The sequence below is a fragment of the Kitasatospora sp. NPDC015121 genome (assembly GCF_055562955.1).
On sequence record NZ_JBVHEH010000021.1, the window covers coordinates 91,129 to 104,835 of the forward strand.

General features: G+C 74.0%; 8 protein-coding genes. 7 read left to right on the top strand and 1 reads right to left on the bottom strand.

Features of this window, described 5'->3' with window-relative positions; translation table 11 throughout:
- Positions 1–62 precede the first annotated feature (62 nt).
- On the bottom strand, positions 63–2,843 hold the full coding sequence (locus ACZ3J7_RS28515; protein WP_465626023.1) for a glycoside hydrolase family 3 C-terminal domain-containing protein: 2,781 nt from the start codon (positions 2,841–2,843) through the stop codon (positions 63–65).
- A 300-nt stretch (positions 2,844–3,143) separates the two neighbouring features.
- On the opposite strand from ACZ3J7_RS28515, the gene ACZ3J7_RS28520 reads away from it, so the two are divergent.
- From ACZ3J7_RS28520 to ACZ3J7_RS28550, 7 genes are all read left to right on the top strand, one after another.
- On the top strand, positions 3,144–4,826 hold the full coding sequence (locus tag ACZ3J7_RS28520; protein ID WP_465625938.1) for an ABC transporter substrate-binding protein: 1,683 nt from the start codon (positions 3,144–3,146) through the stop codon (positions 4,824–4,826).
- A 119-nt stretch (positions 4,827–4,945) separates the two neighbouring features.
- On the top strand, positions 4,946–5,806 hold the full coding sequence (locus tag ACZ3J7_RS28525; protein WP_465625940.1) for an ABC transporter permease: 861 nt from the start codon (positions 4,946–4,948) through the stop codon (positions 5,804–5,806).
- The gene (locus tag ACZ3J7_RS28530; protein WP_465625942.1) at positions 5,803–6,798 is read left to right on the top strand and encodes a carbohydrate ABC transporter permease; all 996 of its coding nucleotides are present in this window, start codon (positions 5,803–5,805) and stop codon (positions 6,796–6,798) included. Before ACZ3J7_RS28525 ends, ACZ3J7_RS28530 begins: the two co-directional genes overlap by 4 nt.
- Positions 6,799–6,890: 92 nt before the next feature.
- The gene (locus tag ACZ3J7_RS28535; protein ID WP_465625944.1) at positions 6,891–7,937 is read left to right on the top strand and encodes a LacI family DNA-binding transcriptional regulator; all 1,047 of its coding nucleotides are present in this window, start codon (positions 6,891–6,893) and stop codon (positions 7,935–7,937) included.
- A gap of 8 nt (positions 7,938–7,945) precedes the next feature.
- On the top strand, positions 7,946–9,415 hold the full coding sequence (locus ACZ3J7_RS28540) for a glycoside hydrolase family 43 protein (RefSeq protein WP_465625946.1): 1,470 nt from the start codon (positions 7,946–7,948) through the stop codon (positions 9,413–9,415).
- Between the two features lie 18 nt (positions 9,416–9,433).
- Positions 9,434–11,455, top strand: coding sequence for a beta-galactosidase (locus ACZ3J7_RS28545; RefSeq protein ID WP_465625948.1), 2,022 nt, complete (start codon positions 9,434–9,436; stop codon positions 11,453–11,455).
- Positions 11,452–13,638, top strand: coding sequence for a glycosyl hydrolase family 95 catalytic domain-containing protein (locus ACZ3J7_RS28550; RefSeq protein ID WP_465625950.1), 2,187 nt, complete (start codon positions 11,452–11,454; stop codon positions 13,636–13,638). The genes ACZ3J7_RS28545 and ACZ3J7_RS28550 overlap by 4 nt, the downstream gene beginning before the upstream one ends.
- Positions 13,639–13,707 lie beyond the last annotated feature (69 nt).

The following is a 13,707-nucleotide window of genomic DNA, read 5'->3' on the forward strand; positions in this document are numbered from 1 at the left end:
GGGCGGGGATGCCCCGGGAGCGGAAGCGGGGGGCGCTCCCGGGGCGGTCGACGCGCGGCCGGTCAGGCGACGGTGAACGCGGCGAGCCGGACCGGCCCGCGCAGGGCGACCCGCAGGTCGTGCACGCCGTGCGGCACGTCGGCCAGCGCGGCCGCGACCCCGGCCCAGGCGTACCGGCCACCGGTCGGCGGGACGGCGAGGGTGGCGAGCACCCGGCCGTCCGCCGCGAACTCCAGCGCGGCCGGGTCGGTGCCGTCCAGCGCGACCTCCGCCGAGACCGTCGCCGCGCCGGTCAACTCGACGGCACGGAAGAGGAGTTCCGCGTCGGCACCGGCCGGGGTGACGGCGTCGCCGGCCTCCCGGGTGGCGTCCACCAGGGTGATGCCGCGGTGCGCGTCGAAGTCCGCCGCACCGGTGCGCCGGCCGAGGACGGCGCGCGGCGCGGGGGCCGGGCCCTCGACGGTGAGCGGCGCGGTGGCACGGACGTCCTCAGCGGAGGCGGCGGCCAGCAGCTGGTAGGCGCCGGGGTCGACGGTGAACGCGCTGGTGGCGACGTCCCAGTGGGCGAGGGCGGTGGCGGGGAGGTCGAAGGTCAGGCGGTGGCTGCGGCCGGGCGCCAGGGTGACCTTGCGGAAGTCGGCCAGCCTGCGGCGCGGCGCCTGGTAGCGGGCCTCCAGCGGGCGGACGTACAGCTGCACCACCTCGGTGCCGGGACGGTCGCCGGTGTTGGTGACGGTCACCTCGGCCCGGACGGTGCCGTGCCGGCCGACGGCGGCCCGGTCGAGCGTCAACTCGCCGTAGTGGAAGGTGGTGTAGGACAGGCCGTGGCCGAAGGGGTAGCGGGGCGTGGCCTGGTGGTACTGGTAGGTCCAGCCGGCCTGGATGATGTCGTAGTCGAGGGGGTGCGGCAGTTCGTCGTCACCCCGGTACCAGGTCTGCGGGAGGCGGCCGGCCGGGTCGGCGTCGCCGAACAGGACGTCGGCGAGGGCGTGGCCGGTCTCCTGGCCGGCGTGGGAGGTCCACAGGACGGCGGGCAGGTGCTCGTCGGCCCAGTCGACGGCGTAGGGGTAGCTGCTCATCACGACCAGCGCGGTGTCCGGGCGGACGGCCGCGACGGCGCGCAGCAGCTCCTCCTGGGCGGGCGGCAGGGCCAGGCCCCGGCGGTCCACGGTCTCCCGGCCGTGGATCAGCGGGTGGTTGCCGAGCACCACCACGGCCAGGTCGGCGGCGGCGGCCGCGGCGACGGCCTCCGCCCGGCCGTCGCGCAGCAGTTCGCGGGTGAAGCGCTCGGCGCCGGCCCGCTCCTCGGCGGTGACCGTGAGCGTGCCGGCGGCCGCGTACCTCCCGGTCAGCACGGACTGCAGCAGGACTGCGCCGCCCCCGGCGCCGTCCCCGGCCCCGTCCTCCGCCTCGACCAGGCGGAAGGTCTCACGCACGTCCCAGCTCTTGATCACCGGCTGGTCGGCGGCGAGGGTGCCGTCCTCCTCGACGGAGAGGAACCTCCCGCTGTCGGCGGCGCGCAGGGTGAGCACGCCCTGGCCCCAGTCGCCGAGGTCGAAGGCGGTGCCGTGCAGCGGCTCGCCGCTGCCCGCGGCCCGCAGCAGGATCCGGTCGACGCCCTCGTGCACGGTCAACTCGCCGCCGGCGGGGGTGAGTCGGGCGCGCAGGCCGTCGGCGACGGTGACCGCGTAGGGCAGCGTGCCGGAGTACCAGTCCTCGAACAGCGCGTCGCCGTGCGGGCCGATCACGGCGATCTTCCGGGTCGGGTCGGTGAGCGGCAGCAGGCCGGTGTTCTTCAGCAGGACGGTCGACCCGGCGGCCGCCCGGCGGGCCAGCGCGCGGTGCCCGGGGCTGTCGACCACCTCGGGGCCGATGTGCGCGTACGGGTCCAGATCGGGGTCGAACTCGCCCAGCCGGAAGCGCAGTTCGAACTGGCGGCGGACGGCGAGGTCGATGTCGTCCTGGTCGACCAGGCCGCGCTCCAGGGCTTCGCGCAGCCGGCCGATGACGGTCCCGCTGTCCTCGCCGTGGTCGGTGAAGGAGTCGATGCCGGCCTTCAGCGCGGCGGCGTGGCCCTGGGCGTGGTCGTCGAAGTAGTGCTCGGGGTCGACCAGGTTGGAGGGGGCCTCGGCGTCGGAGACCACGAACAGCTCGCGGCCGGTCGGCTCGGCCCAGCGCCGCAGCTCGCTCCCCAGCAGCGGGGAGACGTGGCAGGGGCGGCCGTTGACCAGGTTGTAGGCGGCCATCACGCCGGTCGCCGCGCCGGAGGCGATCACGGGCCGGAACGCGGCCAGGTCGTACTCGTGCAGGACGCGCGGGCGCAGGCCGGAGGAGGTGGTGCAGCGGTCGTCCTCGTTGTTGTAGGCGAGGAAGTGCTTGAGCACCGGGGCCGCCCGCAGGTAGACCGGGTCGTCGCCCGCCAGGCCGCGGCAGAACGCCTCGCCCAGGCGGGCGGTGTGCACCGGGTCCTCGGAGTAGCCCTCCTCGTTGCGGCCCCAGCGCGGGTCGCGCAGCAGGTTCAGCACCGGCGCCCAGGCCTGCAGGCTGTTCGGGCCCCGGTCGGGCGCGATGGCGGGCCGGCGGTGGCGGTGGAAGGCCCGCAGTTCGGTCGAGGTCGCCTCGGCGACCGCGCGGACCAGCTCCTCGTCCCAGCTCGCGCCGAGGCCGACGGCCTGCGGGAACACGGTGGCGGTGCCCAGCCAGGAGACGCCGTGCAGGGCCTCCGCGCCGGTGCGGAAGGCGCCGACGCCCAGGCGGGGCACGGCGGGCGCGTACTGGTGGAGCATCGACAGGCGCTCGGCGGGGGAGAGCCTGGACAGCAGGTCGTCGACGCGCTTGTCCATCGGAAGCGCGGGATCACGGAACGGGTACCGCTCGGCCGGGGTCGCGGCGGCGGACGGGGACGGGGAACTCAACGGGCTCACCCCAGGAGGATCGTGCGGTGCGGTCGGTCGTCGAAGCGGATCGACGCTGACACGAAGCATCAGGCATGTCAACTGCCCGCAGCAACAAGCGAGATGAATTTGTCCAGCCACTTGTCTAACCGGAAACGTGTCGTTAGTGTCGCCGCAACATCAAGCGCTTCGACAGCCAAGCGCTTCGACAGCGCCCCGTGCAGGGCGCCGCGGAAGGGCCTCCCCACCATGAGAACCGAGCTGAACCGCAGATCCTTCGTCACCGCCGCCGTCGCCGTCGCCGGGGCCGCGGTGACGACCCCCCTGCTGGCCGCCTGCGGGGGCGGCGGCTCGAAGCACAAGACCGGCGCCAACTCCGCCGACGGCCTCAAGTCGGCCCTGCCGGCCTTCGCGGCCAGCAGCTCGGTGACCCCGGACATCCCCTCGGTGAGCGGCGCGGACGGCGCGATGACCGACCCGGCCTTCCTCGCCTACCCGGCCGACCCGGTCGCCACCGTCACCGGCGTGCCCGGCAAGGGCGGCAGCTACACCGCCGTCACCCCGCTCTGGGGCACCGTCCCGCCCGCCGGCAACTCCTTCTACGCCGCGATGAACAAGGCCCTCGGCGTCACGATCGAGATGAAGCCGGCCGACGGCAACAACTACGCCACCATCATCCCCACCATGACCGCGGCCAAGAAGCTGCCGGACTGGATCCAGCTCCCGACCTGGTGGAACCCGAACTTCAACGTCGGCGAGCTCGCCGCCAGCCAGTTCGCCGACCTCACCCCCCACCTGGCCGGCGACAAGATCAAGAAGTACCCGAACCTGGCCGCCATCCCCACCGGCGCCTGGCAGGTCGGCGTCTGGGGCGACAAGCTCTACGGCATCCCGTCCTTCTCCACCGGCTTCTCCATCGCGGGCACCACCTTCTACCGGCGCGACCTGCTGGAGGCCAGGGGCATCACCGCCGACCAGGTCAGGACCCTCGACGACCTGATGGACCTCGGCAGGGAACTCACCGACGCCAAGGGCGGCGTGTGGGCCTTCGACGACGTGTGGACGTACCTCTTCCCGTTCTTCGACGTCCCCAACAAGTGGAAGCTCGTCGACGGCAAGCTGGTCCACAAGTACGAGACGCCGGAGTTCCTGGAGGCACTGGACTGGCACTACCGGCTCGCCACCGCCGGCTACCTGCACCCCGACGCGATCGCCGGCAACAACGCCGACGCCAACACCCGCTTCTACGCGGGCAAGACCCTGATCCAGGGCACCGGCACCGGAGCCTGGAACCTCGCCGACCACCTCTCCGGCACCGCCGCCACGCCCGGCTACCGGCGCGGCTCGTTCAACTTCCTGACGGCGAAGGCGGGGGGCACGCCGAAGCTGTTCATGGGGCAGTCCACCAGCATGATGAGCTACCTCAACGCCAAGCTGAAGCCCGAGCAGATCGAGGAGCTCCTCGCGGTCGCCGACTACCTGGCCGCGCCGTACGGTTCGGCCGAGTACACGATGGTCAACTTCGGCGTCGAGGGCACCCACTACACCCGGGTCAACGGCGTGCCGACCGCCAACGACGAGGGCAAGAAGGACGTCCAGGCGCAGACCTACCCGTTCCTGGCCACCGCCTCCTCGGTGATCTCCAACCCCGGCGCCGACCAGGTCACCAAGGACATCGCCGCCTTCCAGGCCGCCAACGTCCAGCACCTGTACAAGCCGCTGTTCTGGAACATGAACGTCTCGATGCCGCAGAACATCGCGACGATCGACACCGCGCAGGCCGTCGAGGACGCGGTCAAGGACTGCTACCACGGCAAGAAGAAGGTCTCCGACGTGCAGGCCGCCGTCTCCACCTGGAAGTCCAACGGTGGTGACCGCCTCAAGCAGTGGATGACCGACAACGTCCTGAGCAAGTACGGAACGGGTCAGTGAGCACGGCGCGGTCGGAGCGGGGTACCGACGGCACCGGTCGGCGGGCCCGCACCGGGAGGAGCGGCGCCGTCCGGCCGAACTGGCGGGTCAGGCTGCGGCGTGACCGGACGCTGCTGCTGATGACCGTACCGGCCGTGGTCCTGCTGCTGGTCTTCAACTACGCGCCGCTGTTCGGCCTGGTCACCGCGTTCCAGTACTACGACCCGCTGGTCGGCGTGCGCGACAGCGAGTGGGCCGGCCTGGCGCAGTTCCAGCAGCTGTTCAACGACCCGCTGTTCTGGGGGGCGCTGAAGAACACCCTCTGGCTCAGCCTGGTCCAGCTCGTGCTGTTCTTCCCCGTCCCGATCGCGCTGGCCCTGCTGCTCAACACCGTGCTCAGCGAACGGCTGCGCAACTTCATCCAGTCCGTGGTCTACCTGCCGCACTTCTTCTCCTGGGTGCTGGCCATCACCGTCTTCCAGCAGATGCTCGGCGGCGCCGGGATCCTCAACCACTTCCTGCGGCAGAACGACATCGCCCCCTGGGACATCACCACCAACCCGCACACCTTCGCCCTCCTGGTCACCTCGCAGGCGATCTGGAAGGAGGCCGGCTGGGGCATCATCGTCTTCCTCGCCGCGCTGGCCGCCATCAACACCGACCTGTACGAGGCCGCCGCCGTCGACGGCGCCGGACGCTGGCGCCGGACGTGGCACATCACCCTGCCCGGCCTGCGCGGCGTGATCGTGCTGATGCTGGTGCTGCGCCTGGGCAACGCGCTGACCGTCGGCTTCGAGCAGTTCCTGATCCAGCGCGAGGCGGTCGGCCACGAAGCCGCCGACGTCCTCGACACCTTCTCCTTCTACTACGGCATCGCCACCGGCAACTACAGCTTCGGCGCCGCGGCCGGCCTCTTCAAGAGCGTCATCTCGCTGCTGCTGATCTGGGGCGCCAACAAACTGGCACACGCCTTCGGCGAGGACGGGTTGTACCGCAGATGAGCCAGACACCCACCACCCTCCGCGCGGACACCGCACCGCGGCCGACCGCCGCGACCGAGCCCCGCCCGGCCCGCCGCGGCCGCCCCCGCGGCCGGGCCGGGCGGGCCCCCTGGGAGGAGCCGCCCACCGTCGTCGGCCAGAGCGCCAAGGGCCTCACCCTGGCCGGCGTGATCGCCGCCGTCGCCGTGCCGCTCTGGATCGTCGGCCTCACCAGCGTCTCCACCCCCGGCGCCGTCAACCGGGCCGGCGGACTGGTGATCCGGCCCGACGGCGTCACCCTCGACGCCTACCGGCAGATGCTCGGCGACGGCACCGTCCGCACCGCGCTGCTGGTCAGCTTCGCGATCACCCTCGTCGGCACCCTGGTCTCGATGGCCGTCTCGGTCACGGCCGCCTACGGCCTGTCCCGCTCCGAGTCCTTCGCGCACCGCCCGATCCTCACCCTGCTGATCGTCACCATGTTCGTCAGCGGCGGCCTGATCCCCAGCTTCCTGGTGGTCACCGGACTCGGCGGCTACGACCAGTGGTGGTCGCTGATCCTGCCCAGCGCCGTCTCGGTGTTCAACATCCTGGTCCTGCGCTCCTTCTACTCCACCACCTCCGCCGACCTGATCGACGCCGCCCGCCTCGACGGCGCCGGCGACTGGCGCATCCTGTGGTCCGTGGTCCTGCCCACCTCCCGGGCCGTCACCGCGGTGATCGCGCTGTTCTACGCCGTCGGCTACTGGAACGCCTTCTTCAACGTCATGCTCTACATGCCGACCTCGGCCGAGAAGTGGCCGCTCCAGTACGTGCTGCTCACCTACGTCAACCGCGGCAACGGCCTGCCCGGGTCCGTCAACTCCGGCTTCGGCGCCGCCAACGCGCAGACCGCCCCGCTCACCCTGCAGATGGCCGTGGTGGTGCTCACCCTGGTGCCGCTGCTGCTGGTCTACCCCTTCATGCAGAAGCACTTCCGCACCGGCGTCCTCACCGGCGCCATCAAGGGCTAGCGGGAGCGGGAACCGCGTACGACCCGGCGTCAGTAACCTGACGCCACAGGGGGCCGCACACCCCACCGACCAGGAAAGCAGGAACCGCACCCATGGTGACTCTCGCCGACGTGGCCCGGCACGCGGGCGTCTCGCCCAGCACCGTCAGCTACGTGCTCAGCGGCAAGCGCTCGATCTCGGAGGCCACCCGCCGCCGCGTCCAGCACGCCGTCGAGGAGCTCGGCTACCACCCCAACGCCGGCGCCCGCGCGCTCGCCGGACGGCGCTCGCACATCATCGCCCTCGTCGTGCCGCTGCGCACCGACGTGTACGTGCCGATCATGATGGAGATCGCCGTCTCGGTCACCATGGCCGCCCGCCAGCACGGCTACGACGTGCTGCTGATCACCAACGACGAAGGCCCCGACGGGGTCCGCCGGGTCGCCGCCAGCGGCCTGGCGGACGGGGTCATCCTGATGGACGTCGAACTCGACGACGAGCGGATCCCGGTCCTGCGCGAACAGGGCATCCAGGCCTCGATGATCGGCCTGCCCGCCGACCCCGCCGGCCTGTCCTGCGTCGACCACGACTTCACCACCGCGGGCGCCCTGTGCGCCGACCACCTCGCCGACCTCGGCCACCGCGACGTCGCCTTCATCGGCTACGCCCCCGCCGTCTACCACCGCCACGCCGGCTACGCCGAACGCACGCTGACCGGATTCCGGGAGCGCGCCCTCGAACGCGGCCTGAGAATCCTCCACCGCCCCTGCGAAGGCACCTACGAATCCACGGCCGGCACCCTGGCCCGGATCCTCGCCGACCGCCCCGACACCACCGGCTTCGTCGTCCAGAACGAGAACGCCATCGGCCCGCTGCTGCAACTGCTCCCCACCAGCGGACGCACCGTCCCCGAGGACGCCTCGGTGGTCGCGCTCTGCCCCGAACAGCTCGCCGAGCAGTACGCCCCCGGCCTGACCGCCGTCACCGGGCCCGCCCAGGAACTCGGCCGGGTCGCCGTCGACCAGGTGATGCGCCGGATCGCCGCCGCCGAACGCGGCACCGACCCCGAGGACGAACTCGTGCTGCTCACCCCCGTCCTGACGCCCCGGCAGAGCAGCGGGCCGCTGCTCGTCCCCGTCCCACCCGTCCGAAGGAGGTAGCGCCGCCCGTGACGGCCGACAGCCCGCGCAACCCCGTGATCGCCGGCTTCCACCCCGACCCGAGCGTCTGCCGGGTCGGCGAGGACTACTACCTGGCCTGCTCCAGCTTCGAGTACCACCCCGGCGTGCCGATCCTGCACAGCCGCGACCTGGTCCACTGGCGGCAGATCGGCAACGCCCTCGCCGACCTGCCGCTCCCGGCCGACACCCCCTCCTCCGGCGGCGTCTACGCGCCCACGCTGCGCCACCACGACGGCCGGTTCTGGCTGATCACCACCGAGGTCGGCACCGGCAACCTGCTGGTCACCGCCGAGGACCCGGCCGGCCCGTGGTCCGCGCCGGTCCGGCTGCCCGACGTCCCCGGCATCGACCCCGACCTCGCCTGGGACGAGGACGGCACCTGCTGGTGCACCGTGGCCGGCGTCGCCCAGCTGCGGATCGACCCGGCGAGCGGAGAGGCGCTGGAAGCCCCCCGCCCGCTGTGGTCCGGCACCCGGCAGGCACCCGAGGCGCCCCACCTGTACCGGATCGGCGCCTGGTGGTACCTGCTGATCGCCGAGGGCGGCACCGAACGCGCCCACAGCGTCTCGGTCGCCCGCGCCCGCCGCCCCGACGGCCCGTTCGAACCCCGCCCCGACAACCCGGTGCTCACCCACGCCGGCCGCCGCAGCCCGATCCAGAACACCGGCCACGCCGACCTGGTCCAGGGCCCCGACGGCAGCTGGTGGGCCCTGCTGCTCGGCGTCCGCCCGCGCGGCGGCACCCCCGGCTGGCACCCGCTCGGCCGCGAGACCCACCTGGCGCCGGTCCGCTGGGTCGACGACTGGCCGGTGATCGACGAAGTGCCCGTCGACCTGCCCGCCCTCCCCTGGGAGCCGCACCCCTGGCCGGCCGAACCGGCCCGCGAGGACTTCGACGGCCCGCTGCCCCCGCAGTGGCTCTCCGTCCGCGACCGCCCCGCCGCCCACGTCACCACCTCGGCCCGCCCCGGCCGGCTCACCCTGCGCGCCCGCCACGGCCACCTCGACGGCACCTTCACCGGCCGCCGCCAGCAGCACCACGCCGTCCGCGCCCGCACCCGGCTCGACACCGCCGACGGCACCGGCGGCCTCGCCGTCCGCCTCGACGACGAACACGCCTACGCCGTCGAGGCCGACGGCCGCCACGTCCGGGTCCGCACCCACCTCGGCGGGCAGAGCACCGTCGTCGCCGAGCACCGGCTCCCGGAGCGGGACGTGGTGCTGCGGATCGAGACCGCCCCCGCCGCCGAGCGCGGCCCGCGCACCGGACCCGACGCCCTCGCCCTCGGCCACGAACGGCCCGACGGCACCTTCGCCGCGCTCGCCACCCTCGACGGCCGCTACCTCACCACCGAGGTGGCCGGCGGCTTCACCGGCCGCGTCATCGGCCTCTACGCCGCCGAGGGCACCGCGCACTTCGACTGGTTCGAACTCCAGCCCCTCCGCCGGGGCGACTGAACGGACAGGAACACCCGCATGCCCGACCTGAACGACGCCACCCGCGGCCGCATCCTCTACGGCGGCGACTACAACCCCGAGCAGTGGCCCGAGGAGACCTGGCCCGAGGACGTCCGCCTGATGCGGCGGGCCGGCGTCACCAGCGTCACCGTCGGCGTGTTCTCCTGGGCCCGGCTCGAACCCACCCCCGGCGCCTACGACTTCGGCTGGCTCGACCGCCTGCTCGACCTGCTGCACGAGAACGGCATCGGCGTCGTGCTGGCCACCCCCACCGCCTCCCCGCCGCCCTGGCTCGGCCACCGCCACCCCGGCACCCTGCCGCAGGCCGAGAACGGCACCACCGTCTGGTACGGCTCCCGCAACCAGTTCTGCGCCTCCTCCCCGGAGTACCGCCGGCACGCCGCCGCGATCACCGAACAGCTCGCCGCCCGCTACGGCGCGCACCCCGCGCTCACCCTGTGGCACGTCAACAACGAGTACGGCACGCACTGCTGGTGCGACGCCACCGCCGCGCACTTCCGGCGCTGGCTGCAGGACCGGCACGGCAGCCTGGAGGAGCTCAACTCGGCCTGGGGCACCGCCTTCTGGAGCCAGCACTACGCCGAGTGGGCGGAGGTCCTGCCGCCCCGCCAGGCCCAGTACATCCGCAACCCCGCCCAACTGCTCGACTTCGCCCGCTTCACCTCCGACGCCCTGCTGGAGTGCTACACCGCCGAACACGCCATCGTCGCCCGGCACAGCCCCGCCGTCCCCGTCACCACCAACCACATGCCGTTCTGGCGCGGCCAGGACGGCTGGGCCTGGGCGCGGCGGCAGGACGCCGTCGCGCTCGACCTCTACCCCGACCCCGACGACCCGTTCGGCGCCCAGCACGGCGCCCTCGTCCAGGACCTGGCCCGCTCGATGGCCGGCGGCCCCTGGATGCTGATGGAACAGGCCGCCGGCGCCGTCAACTGGCGCCCGGTCAACCGGCCCAAGCCCGCCGGGCTGACCCGGCTGTGGTCGCTGCAGGCCGTCGCGCGCGGCGCCGACGCGATCTGCTTCTTCCAGTGGCGCCAGTCCCGGCAGGGCGCCGAGAAGTTCCACTCCGCGATGCTCCCGCACTCCGGACCCGGCAACCGGATCTTCCGCGAGACCGCCGCGCTCGGCGCCGACCTCGACCGGCTCGGCCCCGCCGTCTCCGGCAGCCGCGTCACCGCCGAGGCCGCCCTGCTGCACGACTGGGACGCCTGGTGGGCGAGCGAACAGCCCGGCCGCCCCTCCGAACTGCTCGACTACCAGGAGAACGTCACCGCCTGGCACCGCGCCCTGTGGGAGGCCAACCACACCACCGACCTCGCCCACCCCGCCGCCGACCTGACCCGCTACCGGCTGGTCGTCATCCCCTCGCTCTACCTGCTCGGCGACGCCGCCCTCGACAACCTCGCCGCCTACGTCCGCTCCGGCGGCACCCTGGTCACCGGCTACTTCACCGGCGTCGCCGACCAGCAGGACCGGATCCGCCCCGGCGGCGTCGACGCCCGACTGCTCGACCTGCTCGGCCTCGCCGCCGTCCACCAGTGGTGGCCGCTGCGCGAGGGCGAACGGGTCGCCTGCACCGGAACCGACGGGGACTTCCACGGCACGCTCTGGTCCGAGGAGGTGGAGACCGCCGGCGCCGAGACCGTGGCCCGCTACGGCGGCGGCGAACTCGCCGGACTGCCCGCCGTCACCCGCCACGCCCACGGCGCGGGCACCGCCTGGTACCTCTCCACCCGCCCCGAACCCGACGCCCTGCGCGACCTGCTCGGCCGCGCCGCCCGCGAAGCCGGACTGCGCCCCGCCGTCGAGGGCCTGCCCGCCGGCGTCGAGGCGGTCCGCCGGGGCGACCTGCTCTTCCTGCTCAACCACGGCCCCCGACCGGTCGAGTGCGCCCTGCCCGGCCGCTGGGACGACCTGCTCGGCGGCCACCCCGACACCGAGGCCGGGACCGAGGCCGACGCCGACACCGTCACCCTGGAGCGCCACGGCGTCGCCGTCCTGCGCCCGGTCGCCCGGTGAACGGGCAGCGCCGACGCGGCAGTTGGGAACCCGCCCCGGCCGCCCGCTGGGAGGACGCCTTCCTCACCGGCAACGGCACCCACGGCGCGATGGCGCACGGCCGCACCGGCGACGAACTGGTCATCGTCAACCACCACCTGCTGCTGCTCCCCAACGGCGGCGAGAACGCCCTCGCCCCCGACCTGGCCGCCGGGTTGGAGGACCTGCGGGACGCCGTCCTGACCGGCCGGGCCCGCGAAGCCGTCGCCCGGCACGTCACCGGACCGCTCCAGTGGGTGCGCCCCTTCCACCCCGCCTTCGCGCTCCGCCTGCGCCGCACCCCGTCCACCACCGTCACCGGCTACCGCCGCGAAGTCGACCACCGCACCGGCCTGTTGACCACCCACTGGGACGGCCGCCGCGCCGAGACCTTCGCCTCCCGCGCCGACGACCTGATCGTCCACCGCGAAGTCGCCACCGGCGAGGTCGAGTTGACCCACCACTGGCAACTCGACGGCGCCCCGGCCGACTTGGCCGCGCACACCACCGCCCGACCCGAACCCGGCGGCGCCGTGCTGCGCACCGACGTCCGCTACCCCGGCGACTCCGGCCTCGGCTACACCGGGTGGACGCACGTCCGCGCCACCGGCGGCACGCTGCGCGCCGACGGCGCCGCCGTCCGCGCCGAGGGCTGCGCCGAACTGCTGCTGCTCACCCGGGTCCGCCCCTGGGAGGACCCCGAACCGCCCGCCCTGCCCGACCTCCCGCACGCCGACCTGCTGGCCCGCCACCGGGCCCGGCACACCCCCGCCTACGACCGGGTCGACCTCGACCTCGGCGCGCCCGAGGAGCACCGCGCACTGCCCGGCTCCGCCCTGCTCGCCGACCCGGACGCCCACCGACCCGCCCTGCTGGAGCGGCTGTTCGACGCCGGCCGGTACCACCTGCTCAGCTCGGCCGGCGTCCTGCCGCCCCGGCTCACCGGCCTGTGGACCGGCTCCTGGGACACCGCCTGGAGCGGCGCCCTCACCTGCGACGCCAACCTCAACCTCCAGGTCTCCTCCGCCGCCGCGGCCGCCCTACCCGAAGTCGGCCACGCCCACGCCGCCCTCGTCGCCCGCCACCTGGACCACTGGCGGAGCAACGCCCGCCGCCTGTTCGGCCTGCCCGGCGTCGTCGCCCCCGCCCATACCGACGGCCGCTCCGGCCACGCCTACCACTACGACGAGGACTACCCGCTGCACCTGTGGACGGCCGGCGCCCACTGGCTGCTGCAACCCCTGCTCGACCACGTCGACACCACCGGCGACACCGCGATGGCCGAGACCCTGGTCCGCCCCGCCCTCGCCGAGACCGCCGACTTCTACCGCGCCTTCCTCACCCGCACCGGACCCGACGGCCGACCGCTGCTCGTCCCCTCCTACTCGCCCGAGAACACCCCGCGCGGCGCCGACAGCCCGATCAGCGTCAACGCCACGATGGACCTCGCCGCCGCCCGGCACACCCTCACCGCCGCCGGCCACCACCGGCTCGCCGAACGGCTGCCCCCCTACCCGGTCAACTCCCTGGGCGCGCTGGCCGAATGGGCCTGGCCCGCCGCCGTCGACAACCAGGAGCACCGGCACCTCAGCCACCTGCACCCGGTCTGGCCGCTCGGCGAGATCAACCCCCTCGACACCCCCGACCTCGCCGCCGCGGCCCACCGCGCCCTGCGGCTGCGCGGCAGCGAGAACCACTCCGCCCACGGCCACCTGCACCGCGCCCTGGTCGCCGCCCGCCTCGGCGACGCCGACCTGCTCGGCGAAGCCCTCGACGCCGTCCTGCGCGGACGCTTCTTCCACCCCTCGCTGATGAGCGCGCACTACCCCCGGCTCGACGTCTACAACGCGGACGCCGCCCACACCCTCCCCGGCGTCCTGATCGAGGCGCTGCTGCACTCCACCCCCGACCGGATCGTGCTGCTCCCCGCCCCGCCCGCGCACCTGCCCCGCGGCACCGTCCGCGGCCTGCGCACCCGCTGCCGGACCACCCTCACCACGCTCGGCTGGGACACCGCCGAGGGCCTGGTCGAGGCCGTCCTGACCGCCGACACCGACCGCACCGTCACCGTCCACCTCGGCACCGACCCCGGCCGCCCCCCGCTCCGCCTCGACCTGCGCGCCGGCCGCCCCACCCCGCTGCGCCTCGCACTCCCGCGGACCTGAGCACCCGGGGACCCGAGGACCCGGGGACCCGGGGACGGGCCGACCCGGGCCGGTGTCCCCGGCCCGGGT